Source organism: Paenibacillus sp. FSL R5-0407 (genome assembly GCF_038009185.1).
GTDB lineage: Bacteria > Bacillota > Bacilli > Paenibacillales > Paenibacillaceae > Fontibacillus > Fontibacillus vini.
Window position 1 is genome coordinate 3,415,000 of sequence record NZ_JBBPAX010000001.1, and the last position, 16,071, is coordinate 3,431,070.

Genomic DNA, 16,071 nt, shown 5'->3' on the forward strand with positions numbered 1-16,071 from the left:
AGATCTTCTATTCAGATCTCTTATTCAGATCTCTAGGAATCAGTTCCCGGTGAGGTTGACCAAACGGTCATAAGCGGGTTTGGGCTGGTGTTGTTCGTCGAATAAGAACGGCCAGTTTTTCCGGCCGCGCACCGGGAAATCATCCAGCCACGTATAATCATCGGCGGCTCCCCAGAAAGTAACCGCGCTGATCACCTCGCGGTATTCCTTCAACAGCCGGAATACAGCTTCATACCGTTCGGCCTGGCGTTCCAGCATACCCGGGGCAGGCACCCGGAGATCGGTCCGTTTGTCCTCGAACTCAAATACCGACATATCCAGCTCCGTCAGCTGCAATTGCAATCCCAAGGAGGCATACTTCTCAATAGCCGCCCGGATGTCATCCAGAGAAGGATCGAACAGGTTCCAGTGGGCCTGTAAACCGATCCCGTGAATGGGAACTCCCTGTTCGAGAAGCGACTTGACCAAAGTATAGATCTTGTCGCGTTTGTGCGGATGAGATTCGTTGTAATCGTTATAAAACAACAGCGCATTGGGGTCTGCCTCATGAGCGTATTCGAACGCTTTGGCGATAAAGTCAGGACCGGCAATATCGAGCCATTTCGACGGGCGGAGCAAAGCGTCGCCTTCATCGGCGATCACTTCATTCACCACATCCCACGCATAAATATCCTGCTTGTAGCGACCGACCACGGTTTGGATATGGGAGCGGAGCCGTTCCAGAAGCAAGGTTTTACTCGCAGGTCCGCCCTGGCTATCCTTGAACAGCCAGTCGCCGGTTTGGTTATGCCAAACCAGGGTATGGCCGCGCAAGGCCATACCGTGCTTGCGGGCAAAGGCGGCGAGTTCATCGGCTTCATCGAAAGTATAGGTTCCTTCCTCCGGATGTACGCTGACAAACTTCATTTCGTTCTCTGCAGTAATACTGTTATAGTGACGTGCCAATAAATTCTCCTGCGTCCGGATCGTGTGCGGATTGACCGCCGCACCGATCCGGAAATCATTTGCAAACAAATCCTTAAGAGCAGGAACCGTCGATTCGGTTGAACTCACTTCAATTACCTCCTCTTGTCTGCCGGGTTACAAACCAGTCAAAATGAGCCTTGCCTGAAGCGGTCTTTCCGTTCCCGCTGGCGTAAAGGCCGATGACAATACCGGTAAAACACATTTTGTTTACAAAGTCTTCCGGTGACAAGGCTCGGGCTGGCCCGCCGCTAAGTTTAATCCATTCCTGTCCGTCCAACGAATAGTACATCGAATACTCGGTGACATCGGAACGAATTTTTAGATACACTCCGTCGGAATCCGTCGGCACTTCGGCCGCCATCAACCATTCGCCCCTCACCGTCAGCCTGACACCGATCGTTCTCAGTCCGGCCTCCTGCTTCATGAAGATCTCGTAGTGGGCATCCTCATCTCTTCTGGCGCAAATTCCGGCCTCTTCCCCGTCCATGATCGAACCATAATCAAGATAGGTGCTCCATTCCGCTTGTACATGCTGCTGTCTTCTGCCGACAAAAGCCACCTGACCGACATCACTCAGCCCTGCGGACTGTCCGCGCAAAGTAAGCCAACCTGGCCGCTCCTCCAAGGACCAGCTTCCCTCTGCAGGATTGCGAAGGAACGTCCAACTATGCGATAACTCGCTTTTATCAAAATCGTCGCTGCCTTCCGAAAACGCCGTCGTCCGCGCCTTTGTCGACGAACCCCCCGGCAGCCGCGTTACCCGCATTTCAAGGTTCACGGTGCCCTCATTGTTATCGATCATCGGCCAATCCTCTTCATTCCAGATCACCGGCGCGAGGAAAGTTTCTCTTCCAAGCACGCTATAGCCCGAATCGACGAGACGCACTCCAAGAAATACGGCCCACCAGTCTCCATTGCCGTCCTCCACCAGATCGGCGTGTCCCAAATATTGAATCGGATGTTCAATGCCGCGGTGTGTCAAAATCGGATGTTCATACAATTCGAACGGCCCATAAGGGCTGGAGCCCCGGCCTATAATCTCCCGATGCTCCTTCGCGGTGCCTCCGGAGGCGGTCATGATGTAATACTTCCCGCCTATTTTGTACAAATGGGGCCCTTCCGTCCACGGCCCGCCATCGCCTCTCCATATGACGACCGGCTCGGACAAAGCCTTACCTGTAGCAATGTCGATCTCATACTGAATCGCATGCGAGTCATAGTCCGCGCCTTGCTGAGCAGTTACATACACTTTGCCATCATCGTCAAAGAACAGGGACGGATCAATGCCGCCATACGGAACAAGGATCGGATCCGACCAAGGACCCGCCGGATTCGTAGCCGTTACATAAAAGTTGCCGATCCCCCGCACATCCGTGGTAATCATATAGAAAGTGCCGTCATGATATCTTAGAGTCGGCGCATAAATACCGTCCGAGCTTTTTCGGTCCGCTACATTTAACTGGCTGGGCCGATCCAGCACATGCCCGATTTGCTCCCAATGAATCAAATCCCTGCTGTGAAAGATCGGCACTCCTGGGAAGTATTCAAAGGAACTGCATATCAAATAATAATCATCCCCGGCCCGAGCGATGCTCGGGTCGGGGTAGAATCCCGGAAGTACCGGGTTGGAATAGGTTATCGATGGTTTAGTCATTATTCTTTTACGCTCCCTACGTTAAGTCCGACTACAAAGTATTTCTGCATGAACGGATATACCAAAAGGATTGGCACAGAGGCTACGACGGTTACCGCGGCACGGATCGAAATCGGCGTAACCATGTCGGTTTTCACTCCGATGCCGTTAGCAACTGACGGATTACTGTTCGAGTTCATACTGGATGATAACAGCTTCATCAATTCATATTGCAGCGTACTCAGCTCTTGATGAGATGAAGTGTAAATGAATGCATCAAACCAGGAGTTCCAGGCACCTACAGCTACGAACAACGCAATGGTAGCCAACACCGGTTTACAAAGCGGGAAGATAATCCGGATGAAGATTTTAAAATCTCCGGCCCCGTCGATTCTCGCCGATTCAACCAAGCTTTCCGGAATCGTTCCGATATAGGTCCGGATGACGATCATATTAAATGCGCTGATCATCGATGGAATAACGTATACCCAGAAGGTATTAAGCAAATGCAAGTCTTTCATCAGGAAGTACCCCGGAATCAGACCGGCGTTAAAGTACATTGTCAGGATAAAAACCAGGGTAATCGGCTTGCGGAACACATACTCCTTCCGGCTCAGTGTATAAGCCAGCATGGTCGTCAGACCCAGATTGAGCAGCGTCGAAAGCACCGTTCTCGCCACGGAAATCCAGAATGCGTTATAGATCGTTCCCGAAGCGAATACCGCCTTGTAGTTCTGCCAAGTAAATTCTCTCGGCCAGAGGTAGATGCCACCGCGGATCGTATCGTTCCCTGCGTTCAAGGAAACGACGATCGTATTCAGGAAAGGATATAGTGTAACAATAACAAGACCAATCATAAACAAGGTATTAAACGTATTAAAAAGAATTGGTTCAAGTCTGCTTCTTCCGATAGGTCTAGACACTGCGGCAGTTGATGCCGGTCCAGGGCTGATGGTTTGGTTTGCCATAACTATAATAGCCTCTCTTCCCCTAGTCGTTTGGAGACTCCGTTTGCAATCAGGAGCAACGTCACACTAACGACCGTTTTAAATATACCGGCAGCAGTTGCTAAGGAATAGTTGCCTTGAGCGAGCCCGTATTTCAGGACGAATATATCAATCGTTTGCGACCAGTCGACAACGAGACCGTTGCCAAGCAAGTACTGAATTTCAAAACCCGCCTCCAGAATATGGCCGACCTGCATAATCAACAGAATAATAATTGTAGGCTTGATACCCGGCAATGTTACATGGAACATTTTCCGGTAACGGCTTGCACCGTCAATATCCGCGGCTTCATAAAGCGCCGGATCAATGGATGACATCGCAGCCAAATATATAATCGTACTCCAGCCGACTTCTTTCCAAACATTCGACACCCCGACGATTCCCCAGAAGTATTTGCCATGACTGAGCCATTGGATCGGCTCACTAATCAGGTGAAGCTTCATCAGAACATCATTGACGATCCCGTCCGAAGCCAAGCTTGTCGCCACAATCCCGGTAACGATAATCCAGGACAAAAAGTGCGGAAGATAGGAAATCGTTTGTACGGTTCTTTTCCAAAATATTTTTTTGATTTCATTCAACAGTAACGCCAATATAATAGCGGTTGTAAACCCTAGAATCAGGTTAATGACACTCATCGCCAACGTATTGCGTAACACCTGCAAGAAATTGTCGTCTTTAAATAGAAACTCGAAATGCTTAAATCCTACCCATTTCTGATCGCTAAAATCCTTAGCCGGTTTGTAGTCCTGGAAAGCCATTGTCCAGCCCCAGATCGGATAATAGGCGAACAATAGGATGTACGCCAGCAGAGGCACGGACATATAAATCAGCTGGCTCTGATCCTTGATGAGGGACCAGGTGATTTTCTTATCTTTTTTCGGCGTCCGATCGGCTCGATTTTTCTTCAAGGTCTGCTCCATAGTTTTTTTCTCCCCAAAACCTATTATTTCGGAAAGTGGAAGGCTTATGACCGCCTCCCACTTTCCAATTCAAAACCTTATTTCACTGTCCAAGAGTCCTTTCTCCATTGCAGCACTTCATTAATACGGTCTTCGTAGGCTTTGATGTTGACTTTGCCGATTTCATTGACATAGTCAGCCCATACGCTGTCGAACTCTCCCGGTTTTGCCAGGATTGCCTTTGGCAAGAACTTCGTTTGCAACTCGTTTAGCTTCGTGTTTGCGATTTTTGCCTCAGATCCGTCAACCAAATCAACAGACCATGCCGGGTAGGCAATATCGTTCTCAGGAGCCGGGCTGAAGAAGTCAACATAAGTGCTGTATCCGTATTTGGAGAGGAATTCCTTATCATAATCTCTCAAAGCAGCCTGCATTTCCTCAGGCTGAGCAGCGCCGTCGGTAGCATTTCCGTCCGAGAATAAACCCTCCATTTTTGGAGCTTGACCGAAGAAGGAATCGGCTTTATTCGCCAGTTTCCAGGTTGCATCGGTAAACTGATCGCGTTGTTCTTGCGTTTTCATGAAGCGGCCGTCTTTGACAATGTAATCTTCGCCTTCGATACCCCAGGCCAAGATTTTTTGCCAATCTTCTTGAATCAACGTATCCAACAGCTTGATGATTCTAATTTGTTGTTCTTCGGATGCGTTGACAGTAATGCCGAAACCGTTATTCAGGTTCAGAGCCGGACGATCTTTGTAATGATCCTTGATGCTTTCATCAAATACAAGCGGAAGACCGACGTAGGTGCGATTATCTTTCTTTTGGGTAATCAGTACGTCTTCTGCTTTTTGGAAGTTCCAGTGTTGGTCAAACATACCCAGAACTGCGCCGCTGGAGAGTTTGGCCATATATTGGTCAAAGTTTTGAGTGAACGTTTCTTTGTCAATGACGCCTTCGGCATTCATTTGGTTCAACTTTTGATAATAACGTTTTGCAAAGTCCTTATCGGCGAAAATTTCTGCTACTCCGTCTTTAACGACTACGCCGCCATCATTCGGATGACCGATCAAATGCTGAGGCGGGTTAAACAGACCCCAGTTTTTCCAGTCATAGTTCAGAATTTCAAAGCCAACCGTCGGCGTTCCGTCGATTTCCGGATGTTTTGCCTTGTATTCTTTAATCAGGTCAAAGTATTGATCCAATGTTTTAACTTGTGGATATCCTGCTTCTGCCAATACGTCCTTTTGAATCCAGAAGGCTGGACCAGAATACCAGGAAGAGTTAACGTCTGCATTCGTCGCACCGTAGTTAGGAAGATTGTAAATGTGACCGTCGTTAGGGTCTTTCATCATGTTCCAGTACTTCTCATAATGCTTCTTCAAGTTCGGAGCATGTTCTTCAATCAAATCTTCGAGCGGGATAAACGCGCCTGCCGCCGTTAGCTTTTGATTCGCTGTCATCATGTCCGGATAGTCGCCGCCTGCGATCATAACGCCAAGCTTTTGGTCAATGTCGCCTGCCAGGAACTCGAATTTAAAAGATGCGCCTGTCTTTTCTTTAATTAATTTGTAGATCTTGTTGTCGGGTGTTGGTTGCTGGTCGGGCTGACCAATGAAAACAGAAATTTCAAACGGTTCCACTCCATTTGCGGCATTCTCCCCGGTTACTTGTCCGCTATTGCCGTTATTGCCTTTTCCGGAATTTGCAACTTTGTTATTTCCGCCGCCGCATCCCGACAGGATAACACTGAGCGATAACAACATGATTACGCCAAGCCGGAAAATCGATTTGGACTTGCCCCCCATGTAAAGCACCTCCGAATATATTTGTTACATCTAGACTTGAAAGCCCTTTCATGTAACTTATCTTTATTGTAAAAGCGCTGCCAAACTGGAACTATATCGCAATTAAAGCATTACCCCTAAAAATATTAGTTCCTGTTTTTGAATTCATTTGGGGACATACCCATCCTTTTTTCGAACTGTTTTAAAAATTGGCCGTAATTGGCGTAACCTACCTTCTCTGCGATTTCACTGTTTTTTTGCCGATTTTGCTTAAGGTGTGTGACGGCTTCTTCGATCCGAAGGTTGTGGACGAACTCGTTAAAGCTAATGCCGTTCTTCCGCTGCAGAAGCTGCCCCAGGTATACCGGATGCAAATAGAAAACCTCCGACAGCCTTTTGATGGTCAGAGCTTCCCGGTAATGTCCGCGGATGTATTCATTGATCTCCTGAATAATGCCTTGCGACTTGAGCGACTGTTCGCGGTGCATCATTTGGATTGTATCCCTGCCGCAATTAAGCAGATGGCCCATTAAGTCATCCAGGAGAAGCACGGCGTCCGACAGCCCCGAAAGCAGAAGATTATATTTCGCTAACAGGGACTCGACCTGTTCCCCGTCCGATTCCCGTAAATACTCCATGATTTTGTACATCAAATGAATCACGATTTTCTTGACGATCTCCGGTACAATCTCCATCTCCCGGAAACTTCGCGCCGCCGATTCCACCGCCTCCTCAAAACCGGAGACATCCAGCAGATTCATCGCGCCCGCTATGCCGTCGATCAGCCGGATCTGGTCGTAGTCGTACTGAAATCGGCAGCTCCTGACCGCCTCATACTCCTTGATGGCGGCGTATGCAGGATCGTAAAAGTTATGAACGATTGCTTCTCTAGCCGTCCTATAGCAGTTTTGCAGATGGAACAGCGATGATTCGCCGGCCCCAACAGACATAAAGACGTGATAAGAGGAGTAGATCTGTGACAGCTCCCTTAAAATTTCCCACGATTCGTCCCTCTGTCCCCTTGCAGGATCATACCCGAAAACAATACCGAAGCAATGCATCTCAAGATCAATCAGATAAATACCTTCCCGATCGGACAACAACGAAGCCGCCGTTTCCCGTAGCTGCGAGTAGACCGGCGGATCGCATTTCACCAGGCAAAGATTCCAGGTCTCCCGGATGCCGGACAAACGTTCCAGAACCGTCAGCTCGCTCTGGGTAGGCGGCTCTTTGGTTACCAATTTCTTTAACAGGCCGACAGTTTCTTCATAAGAGGCAACTTGGCTGATCTGTTGGCGTTCGTATTCGTGCAGAATTTCCTGATAAACGGTCTGCAGCTCCTTCTCGGCTTCATCCTGGTCGATCGGTTTCAGTAAATAATGCAGGATGCCGAAGCTCATTGCTCTCCGCGCATAGTCAAATTCGCTGTATCCGCTCACTATGACAAAGTTGACCTTCCGATCACCGTTCTTCTGCCAAGCGCCGATCATTTCCAGTCCGTCCATCAGCGGCATATTCACATCGGTGACCACGAGGTCCGGCTTCAGCTCCTCAATGCTTCTTAAACCTTCGGCCCCGTTGCTGCAGGTGCCGCATATTTCAAACCCGAGCTTCTCCCAATCGATCCATAACTGCATGCCTTCCAACGCAGCGGGTTCATCATCGATCAAGATCACTTTAAAGCGCATGCTTTATTCCCCCTTGTCCAGTCCTTCTTGTTGGTTTAGTTGTTTGATGGGAATTTCAAAGGAGACCTCCGTTCCTTTATTCGGCTGGCTCACAATGTCAAAACGGACCAGATCGTCATAATAAAGCTCCAGTCTGCGGTATACATTCCGAATTCCGATGCTGTTGCCGGAGACATTCTCGCTGCGAACGGCAAGAATCATTTCTCTTAGCTTGACCGGCTCGATCCCCTTTCCGTTATCGGAAACGGCAATTCGAAGCCGACCGTCGGCGAGCTCCGCGCTGATCGTGATGATTCCCGCCTCGTCCACGGCCTGAATGCCGTGCTTGCAGGAATTTTCAACAAGCGGTTGAATGCTCATCTTCGGAATCTTGTAATGCAGCACATCCTCTGATATATCAAACCTGTATTCAAATTTATCCCTGAATCTGAACTTCTCGATCTTGAGATACATTTCGGTGAACAGGATCTCTTCCTCCAGGGTCACCAGATCTTCCTTCCAGCTAAGCAGTCTCCGGAGCAGCTTGGACAGGCTCTTGATAATATCCGTAACTTCGGAATACTCGTATTTCGTACAGACGACGAGAATTGCATTCAGCGTGTTGAACAGAAAGTGCGGATTCATCTGGCTTTGCAGGAAATTCAACTCCGCCCGTACCCGCTCCATCTCCAGGCTTTTCTTCTGAATCTCCAATTTATAAACATTGTTGATCAGGGAGTTGATCCGCGCGGTCATCATATTGAAATTCTGAATCAATCCGCCGATCTCGTCGCGGCCTTCATCGATCCGAATCAGGTCGAACTTCTCGTTCGTGACCTTCTGCATGTGCCGGGACAGCCTCTTCACCCGGTAATTATAAGATCTAAGCATGATATAAATAAAAACGGACGTAAACAACGTAATTACCGCGGCAAGCACGCCGATCGATACTTGCATTTCGAACATGGCCTTCGACACTCTCTTGCCTTGTGGAACGCCGACCAGCTTCCAGCCCTTTACGTACCGGGCCGTACCGATAGACACCGTACGAACGTCTTTATCCTTCTGATCGCCGGTTAACTGAAATAATGGATAGTTATCGGTAACTTCCCGCTGATAGCCGCTCTCTGCCGACATAATGATTTCGTTATGTTCGTTGACCAAGTACAGATCCAAGTACTTCTGCTCCCGGACAATTACGTCATAAATTTTACTGAGGTCGATATCGATACGAAGCAATTTGAAATATCTATCGTAAACGTCGAAGTAATCCAATTCCTCGATCACGCTTAAATAAGGGACCGTTGAGGTCCGGTTACTCACTTCGGTTGCCCGGTAGGCGGCCACCAGAACCGGGTCGCTGGATTCATTCCATAACCGGTACCAATCGCTGTTTCGAACCTCATCATCAATCACATGGTAATTGCCCCCCGACACGATCGTGGGATTGTTCGTGTAGATGCCGATCCGTTGGAGCTGATTGTTTACCGGAATATAGTTGCTTACTCGGTTGCGAAGCTGTTCATCGAACGTCTCGTAGAAATCCACCTCGGATTTATAAGTCCGGTCCATCATTTCATAGAGCGTCTTATCCGTATTCAGGGCATGGCTGACGGCCACCCCGCCGTCCATGAAATCATGGATGTCCTTTCTGGCCCGTTCCAGCGAGATTTCAAGGTTCTGCTGCTCCCGAGCCTTAATGAGGTCAGACATGCGGTTCATCACAACAAGATTAATAATGATAATGGGCAGCAGTACGCCGATCAGGTAAATCAGAATAAATTTATAATTCAAGGGTATGTCGTTTACAATTTTTCTGAACTTGAATCGCCTCTTCAACATTTGCGCACCATCCTGCTATTGATCTGCCTGTTTCTTCTCAGCCTCGTGTTTATATGCCGAAGGCAGCATCCCGGTGCTGCTCTTAAATTTGCTAATAAAATAATCCGTATTCGGATAGCCCACCTGCAGCGCAACCTCGGATATTTTGATCTGCGTTCGCTTGAGCAGACTTTTCGCTTCCTCAATCCGCTTCTCATTCAGATATTCGTTGAACGGCTTGCCGGTTTCTTTCTTGAACAATTGCCCCAGATAAGTGGCGTTCATATGAAAATGTTTAGCCAGGTCCTGAAGCTGCAGCTTGTTCTTGTATTCCCGTTCCACGTATTGGATGACATGAAAAATCGTGTTGTTCTCATTTTGCAGGTCTAGCCGGGAAAGGAGCGAGGCCGCCTCCAGACATAGAGCTTGCACGTACTTCTTCAGGCCGGGATAGTTGTCTATGCCTGTCAAGCTGCCGTACTGTTCCCACATGCTTTTCATTAAAGCATCGGGTTCCCCGTTCTTGGCCGCAACCCGATTGCACAGCGTCAGCTCCAGATCGGCAATATGGGACTTGGCGATTTCGATGCTGTACAGCCCGGATACAAAAAAGGCCTGTAATTCATCAACCAGACAGCGAATCTTGTCCTTATCATCAGCAAGCACCTTTTCGATCAGCTGCTTTACTTTCTCTTTGAAGATATCGTCCGCTCCTGCCGGTTGTTTGCAATATTTATAGTAAAAGACGCCCTCTTTGCCATGACTGCGCTTACATTTAACGACCTCCAGCGCCTGCAAATACAATTCCCGAATGGACGGGATTCCGTCCCGTGAATCGCTAAACGTTATAATGACAGGCCGATTCAAATCGGCGGAAAGCTCCCTGTGCATCCGCAGGCCAATTTCCTCCAGGCGCGCCGAAGAGTAAACATCCACCGGGAGGATCACCCCGACTCTTCCCGCGCTGTCCAGAAACGACCGGTCCCTCTCTTTCGAGAAATATTCCCGTACCCGATGTCTTAAATCATCCGTACCAGGAACGGCTTCAATCAGTACGCAGGTTAGCTTGGCTCCAGGCTCCAAATCCAGCGAGCGTACCGCCTGCCGTTCCAAATTCTCGTTATATTCCCCTTGGATGAACCGGTTCAGGAGATTATTCGTGAACAGGAACTGCACGCGGCTCTGGTTCTGTTCCGTGGCAAGCTCCTCCCGGATCGTTCTCCCTACCCGCTCCAATATAGTTCCGATCTCTTCCTCGTCGATCGGCTTAAGCAAATACTCCGTAACCTTGTGTCTCATTGCTGTAAGGGCGTAGTTGAAATTGTCATACCCGCTTAATATGACAAATTTGGGTGGCCGTGTCAGCGTCTTGTTGGATTGTTCCACAAGCTCCAAGCCGCTCAGAACAGGCATATTGATGTCGGTAACGACAAGCTCAGGCCGCAGTTCCTGGATCATCTTGAGGGCATCGGGCCCGTTCAGAGCTTCCCCGCATACCTGAAACCCGTGAGTCTCCCAATTCACCATGGTGCGGAGTCCCTCCAGCACCCAGGGCTCATCATCTACCAAAAGCACATTCATCATTTTTTATCCGCCCCTTCAGTTGAACTTTTCAATTCCCATGAAAGCGTACTCACAAGTTAATGCTACCATACTTGTATGGTAGTGAAAACTAAAACATGCAGCGAACCTGGCTGGAGGAAGGCACCTTTTGGTTCGTCAGGCACCAAGAATATACAAAATGGCGGTGCATAGATTATCTATATCTCCATAGCACCGCCATTTGATTGTCTTTATTTACTTTTCGGTAAGCCTATGGTTTGCGCTCATCGGGTCATGCGGTCAGATCCAGTTAATATAACTGAATCCATACACGGACCCCAGCGTCATGATGACCGTCCAAACCGCCAGGCTGACACCCATCCAGCCGATCACCCGGGTGCGTGAGGAGCCGAAGGTCAACGCCATCAAAGCCGCAAGATCCGTGCCTACGAGCACCGGCGCCAGCAGCGCCAACCCCGGAAGACCAAAGCGCTCCCACAGGTTCTTCGCTCTCGTCTCCCTTTTGCTCTCCTCAACAATTCCCTTCTTCAACCTTCGCTTATCCCGCCAATTCCGGTAAGTATGAAATAGTAGTCCCAGCAGTACGATCATGATAAAGTTGCCCGCAAAACCGACGACCGCGACGGCGACAGGCGATAACCCCCATACAATACCGGCCGGAACGACAATAAATACATCCAGCCAAGGCGCCGCCGCCAACAAGAATAGCGCGACGTATTGCCAGATTCCGTCCGTCTGTTCTGCCCATTCCAGCATTCGTTTCTCTCACTCCCTCTTGTATATCTTAATATGCTCCGCGAATATGCTCTGCCACCTGGCTGAGATAATAATCACGTATGCGTTCCAGTTCTTCAGGAGTAAAAGACGGTACCTCCAGCGTACCCAAATTGTCTTCGACCTGGCGAACGTTCTTGAAGCCCGGGATCACACAGCTGACTTCCGGATGATCCAGAATCCAGCGCATCGAAGCGCGGGCCATGTCGCCCCGGCCTTCGGCGATCCAGGACAACCCGGATGCCAGCTCCACGCCCTTGGCAAACGGCAGCCCCGCGAACGTCTCGCCCACATTGAATGCCTCGCCGTTGGCGTTAAAGTTCCGGTGATCGTTCGAATTGAACGTCGTCTCCTTCGTAAACTTGCCGGTCAGCAGCCCGCTGGCCAGCGGCAATCGGACAAGAATGCCGACCCCCGACTGCTCGGCCTTAGGAAGCAGCTGCTCGGCCGGCTTTTGCCGGAACAGGTTAAAGATCACCTGCAGCGCCTTCACGCCGGGAACATCAAGACAGAATAACCCTTCCTCCACCGTCTCGACGCTCACGCCGTAATGGCGTATTTTGCCTTCGGCCTGAAGCTTATCCAATTCCTCAAACACCCGGCCATCCTTCAATATTTCAAAAGGAGGACAATGAATTTGGTACAAATCGATGCGCTCCCGCTGCAAGCGCTTTAAACTGCGTTCGCAATACTCACGGATCGAAGCTTCGGAGTAGGTGCGGGGGTCATGAATGTCTCCTGCCCGGCAGAACTTGGTGGCGATATGTACTTCGTCTTCCTTGCCCTTGGTCGCCTTCGCCAGCAGCTCCTCCGCATGACCTCCGCCGTAAACGTCCGCGGTATCGAAGAAATTGACGCCCTGGCCAATGGCATAATCAAGGCCCCGCAGCGCCTCGGCATCATCCGAGCCTCCCCAGTCTCCGCCAATTCCCCACGTCCCGAAACTGACCTCGCTGATCTTCAGCCCTGTATTTCCCAATGTCCGATACTTCATCTGTCTTCCCTCCTGATTTAAATCTTCATAATTTAAAACTCGTTCTCTATGAGATTAATCAAAAAAACGTTTTCCTGCAACCACGGCTACAGGAAAACGCTGCTTGACTTACAATCTTATTCCGGCCGGCGAATGGAGAAGACCGGCCCAAGGGCGGCGTAATCGTTGCCCGCGAGCCGGCTTATCGCCTTCAGCTCCGCGGCAGTAATCCGCCCGCCCTCATACACGGATTCGGCGATATGGAAGCGGACCACCCGCCCGATCAGCAGATCGGCCGCCGGTTGCTCCGCCGTGCCGCCGAGCTGAATCGCCCGTTCCAGCACGCATTCCATCCGGACCTTCGCCTCGGCGACACCCGGAACCGGAATGCTCTCGCTCGGAACCGGCGTCAATCCCGCCAGAGCGATCTCGCTCTCGTCCGGAGGGAGCGCGGCCGCCGTCTCATTGATCTGCTCGATGTTGGACTCATCCGAAATGTGGACGACGAAGGCGCCCAGCTCCATCGCATTCCGGGCCGTGTCCTTGGGGAGACCCTGTTTGCGCTGGACCGATACCGAAATCATCGGCGGGTCGGCCGTCACGATGTTGAAATAGCTGAATGGCGCCGCATTTAACACGCCGGTCCCGGACAGCGTAGTTACAAACGCAACGGGTCTAGGGATGATGCTGCCCGTCAACAGCTTGTAATTGTCCCGCTCGCTTTGCAGATTCGGATCGATGGATAGCATGGTGGATTCACTCCTTACGGTACAGTTACGTTACGAAAAAGTCCGTTGGTACCAAGCCGATGCGGCGTCGATTTCCGATCCGGTCAACTGGTGGCCGGTGGACTCCCAATGAAGGTTGACGACAGCTCCCGCCTCGCTCAACAACTGTTCCAGATCTTCCGATTCCTGCGGCGGACAGATCGGGTCATTGCGTCCAGCTCCCATAAACACGGGCACTCCCGAGAGATCCGGCAGTTGAATGCCCCGACGCGGCACCATCGGATGGTGCAGAATCGCCCCGCGCAGCGCATCGCTGTAATGGAACAGCAGGCTTCCGGCGATATTTGCGCCATTGGAGTAGCCGACGGCCACCAGGTTGCGGCGGTTAAAACCGTAAGTTTCGGCCGCCTCATCCAGGAAATCATAGAGCTCCTTCGTGCGGAGCACGAGATCCTCCTCATCGAATACACCCTCCGCCAGCCGTTTGAAGAAGCGCGGCATGCCGTTCTCCAGCACATTCCCCCGGATGCTGAGCACCGAGGATTGCGGCGAGATCATCCCGGCCAACGGAAGCAGGTCCCTTTCCGTTCCGCCGGTACCATGCAGAAGCACCAGCACCGGCGCTTCCGCATTGGTTCCTTGCTGATAAATATGCTTCATTCCTTATCCTCCTTCAATATACGAACCTCGATCGGTTCCAAGTTCGCTTCGATCAGCGCCCGCTGTTCCTCGTACCAATCCGGCAGCATCAGCTTCTCGCCAAGCTTATCTGCAGGTTCATCCCGGGCAAATCCCGGCGGATCGGTGGCAATTTCAAACAGGATGCCTCCTTCCTCACGGAAGTATACGGCATTGAAATACTGGCGGTCGACAATCGGCGTGACATGATACCCGAGGCCCGCCAATTTATTTCTCCAAGCGACGTGATCCCCGTCATCCTTGGCTCTCCAGGCGATATGATGGACGGTTCCGGCACCACCGGCACCGTATTCCATGGGCTGGATGTTGATATCGATAATATTACCTAAATTCCCCTCCGATTTGAATCGTGCATAGGACCCTTCTTGTCCTATTTTTTCCATTCCAAGTACTTGCTCCAGAAGATGGGCCGTTTTATCGGGCGACACACTGTAAAGGACAGCTCCCCCAAACCCTTTAATCGCTTTATCGACAGGGACGCCGCCGAACGCCCAGGTGCTTGCGGGATCTTCCGCCCGTTCGACGAGCTCCAGCAGCAATCCGGAGTTGTCCCGGAAAAGCAAGGTTTTCTCGGAGAAACGTTCTCTCGTTTCGACGGACACATGAAATTTCAGCAATCGTTGATGCCAGAAATCAAGAGTACCCTCCGGTACGGCATAGGTGGTAACCCCGACCTGACCTCCCCCGATCCGGCCACGCCGTGAACCCGGTGCCGGGAAGAATGTAATGATGGTGCCCGGGCTTCCCTTCTCATCGCCAAAATACAGATGATATACCTCCGGAGCATCAAAGTTTATAGTTTTTTTAACGAGGCGCAAACCAAGCACCCCTGAATAGAAATCGACGGTTTCCTGAGCATTTTGTACAAAAGCGGTAACGTGATGAATTCCTGCTGTGCGTTGTGACATATTGTTTTCCTCCTTATACGTATTTAACGAATTCGGCGACCGGCTTCCGGTAGCCGCGCGGACGCTGACTGGATGTGTCTTCTTTGCCAATTGCGACAAGCATGACCGGCACGTAATCACTCGGAATCTCCAGTGCTTCTCTCAAAGCATCCGGATCAAATCCGATCATCGGACAAGTATCCCAACCCAGCTCCTTGGCAATCAGCATCATCTGCATTGCGGACAGGCTGGCGTTGCGAATCGCATCCTCTCGTTGGAACGTCTCTCCCCGCTCCTCGTAGAAAGCGAGCGTCGATTCAACCGTCATATCATATTCTTGTTTATTGATGACTCCTAAATTCAACAGCCCTTCATTTAACGCGGCTACGTCCTTGTAAGCCTTAGGATCTCCCAGAACGGCGATCACGGCGGATGCGGTACGCACCTTATATTGTTTATTGGCGACTTCGTATACTTTTTCCTTAAGCTCCGGGTCCTTGACCACGACATAACGGGTATGCTGCAAATTGAACGCCGAAGGCGCGTACTTGACCAGATTGAAGATCGTATCCAGATCCTGCTCCGGGATTTCCACGTCTTTCAAAAATTTGTTGGCCGACCGGCGTTTTTTTAGTAAATCAATAAATTCGCTCATCTCACAGTCTCC

General features: G+C 50.4%; 14 protein-coding genes. All 14 read right to left on the bottom strand.

What is annotated here, in order from left to right; translation table 11 throughout:
- Positions 1-39: 39 nt before the first annotated feature.
- Positions 40-1,053: an endo-1,4-beta-xylanase gene (locus NYE70_RS16235; protein ID WP_341046903.1), complete on the bottom strand. Its 1,014-nt coding sequence runs from the start codon at positions 1,051-1,053 to the stop codon at positions 40-42.
- 1 nt (position 1,054) lies between these two features.
- Entirely contained in the window at positions 1,055-2,620 is a 1,566-nt protein-coding gene (locus NYE70_RS16240) for a glycoside hydrolase family 43 protein (protein ID WP_341046904.1), read from the bottom strand.
- Positions 2,620-3,567: a carbohydrate ABC transporter permease gene (locus NYE70_RS16245; protein WP_211023078.1), complete on the bottom strand. Its 948-nt coding sequence runs from the start codon at positions 3,565-3,567 to the stop codon at positions 2,620-2,622. The genes NYE70_RS16240 and NYE70_RS16245 overlap by 1 nt, the downstream gene beginning before the upstream one ends.
- Before the next feature lie 2 nt (positions 3,568-3,569).
- Positions 3,570-4,529 (bottom strand): ABC transporter permease, encoded by a 960-nt coding sequence (locus NYE70_RS16250; RefSeq protein WP_211023079.1) that lies wholly within the window; start codon positions 4,527-4,529, stop codon positions 3,570-3,572.
- A 77-nt stretch (positions 4,530-4,606) separates the two neighbouring features.
- The gene (locus NYE70_RS16255) at positions 4,607-6,313 is read right to left on the bottom strand and encodes a sugar ABC transporter substrate-binding protein (RefSeq protein WP_211023080.1); all 1,707 of its coding nucleotides are present in this window, start codon (positions 6,311-6,313) and stop codon (positions 4,607-4,609) included.
- Positions 6,314-6,438: 125 nt separating this feature from the next.
- A complete protein-coding gene (locus tag NYE70_RS16260; protein WP_211023081.1) occupies positions 6,439-7,980 on the bottom strand; it encodes a response regulator transcription factor in 1,542 nt (513 codons plus the stop codon).
- 3 nt (positions 7,981-7,983) lie between these two features.
- Positions 7,984-9,801, bottom strand: coding sequence for a sensor histidine kinase (locus NYE70_RS16265; RefSeq protein ID WP_341046908.1), 1,818 nt, complete (start codon positions 9,799-9,801; stop codon positions 7,984-7,986).
- Positions 9,802-9,816: 15 nt separating this feature from the next.
- Positions 9,817-11,364, bottom strand: a complete 1,548-nt coding sequence (locus NYE70_RS16270) for a response regulator (RefSeq protein WP_211023083.1) — start codon at positions 11,362-11,364, stop codon at positions 9,817-9,819.
- Positions 11,365-11,622: 258 nt separating this feature from the next.
- Positions 11,623-12,099: a small multi-drug export protein gene (locus NYE70_RS16275; RefSeq protein ID WP_211023084.1), complete on the bottom strand. Its 477-nt coding sequence runs from the start codon at positions 12,097-12,099 to the stop codon at positions 11,623-11,625.
- 28 nt (positions 12,100-12,127) lie between these two features.
- Positions 12,128-13,111, bottom strand: a complete 984-nt coding sequence (locus tag NYE70_RS16280; RefSeq protein ID WP_341046911.1) for an aldo/keto reductase — start codon at positions 13,109-13,111, stop codon at positions 12,128-12,130.
- 116 nt (positions 13,112-13,227) lie between these two features.
- Positions 13,228-13,839 carry a flavin reductase family protein gene (locus tag NYE70_RS16285; RefSeq protein WP_341046912.1) on the bottom strand — a complete coding sequence of 204 codons (612 nt, stop codon included), beginning with the start codon at positions 13,837-13,839 and terminating at the stop codon, positions 13,228-13,230.
- Positions 13,840-13,869: 30 nt separating this feature from the next.
- Entirely contained in the window at positions 13,870-14,478 is a 609-nt protein-coding gene (locus NYE70_RS16290; protein ID WP_211023087.1) for an alpha/beta hydrolase, read from the bottom strand.
- Positions 14,475-15,425, bottom strand: coding sequence for a ring-cleaving dioxygenase (locus NYE70_RS16295; RefSeq protein ID WP_341046914.1), 951 nt, complete (start codon positions 15,423-15,425; stop codon positions 14,475-14,477). Before NYE70_RS16295 ends, NYE70_RS16290 begins: the two co-directional genes overlap by 4 nt.
- A 13-nt stretch (positions 15,426-15,438) precedes the next feature.
- Positions 15,439-16,059, bottom strand: a complete 621-nt coding sequence (locus tag NYE70_RS16300; protein WP_341046915.1) for a nitroreductase family protein — start codon at positions 16,057-16,059, stop codon at positions 15,439-15,441.
- Positions 16,060-16,071 lie beyond the last annotated feature (12 nt).

Bases quoted from the DNA above. Each gene is read 5' to 3' on its own strand.
- NYE70_RS16275 (WP_211023084.1), bottom strand. From the start codon at position 12,099: ATGCTGGAATGGGCAGAACAGACGGACGGAATCTGGCAATACGTCGCG.
- NYE70_RS16265 (WP_341046908.1), bottom strand. From the start codon at position 9,801: ATGTTGAAGAGGCGATTCAAGTTCAGAAAAATTGTAAACGACATACCC.
- NYE70_RS16245 (WP_211023078.1), bottom strand. From the start codon at position 3,567: ATGGCAAACCAAACCATCAGCCCTGGACCGGCATCAACTGCCGCAGTG.
- NYE70_RS16290 (WP_211023087.1), bottom strand. From the start codon at position 14,478: ATGAAGCATATTTATCAGCAAGGAACCAATGCGGAAGCGCCGGTGCTG.
- NYE70_RS16295 (WP_341046914.1), bottom strand. From the start codon at position 15,425: ATGTCACAACGCACAGCAGGAATTCATCACGTTACCGCTTTTGTACAA.
- NYE70_RS16280 (WP_341046911.1), bottom strand. From the start codon at position 13,111: ATGAAGTATCGGACATTGGGAAATACAGGGCTGAAGATCAGCGAGGTC.
- NYE70_RS16250 (WP_211023079.1), bottom strand. From the start codon at position 4,529: ATGGAGCAGACCTTGAAGAAAAATCGAGCCGATCGGACGCCGAAAAAA.
- NYE70_RS16255 (WP_211023080.1), bottom strand. From the start codon at position 6,313: ATGGGGGGCAAGTCCAAATCGATTTTCCGGCTTGGCGTAATCATGTTG.
- NYE70_RS16285 (WP_341046912.1), bottom strand. From the start codon at position 13,839: ATGCTATCCATCGATCCGAATCTGCAAAGCGAGCGGGACAATTACAAG.
- NYE70_RS16300 (WP_341046915.1), bottom strand. From the start codon at position 16,059: ATGAGCGAATTTATTGATTTACTAAAAAAACGCCGGTCGGCCAACAAA.
- NYE70_RS16270 (WP_211023083.1), bottom strand. From the start codon at position 11,364: ATGATGAATGTGCTTTTGGTAGATGATGAGCCCTGGGTGCTGGAGGGA.
- NYE70_RS16260 (WP_211023081.1), bottom strand. From the start codon at position 7,980: ATGCGCTTTAAAGTGATCTTGATCGATGATGAACCCGCTGCGTTGGAA.
- NYE70_RS16240 (WP_341046904.1), bottom strand. From the start codon at position 2,620: ATGACTAAACCATCGATAACCTATTCCAACCCGGTACTTCCGGGATTC.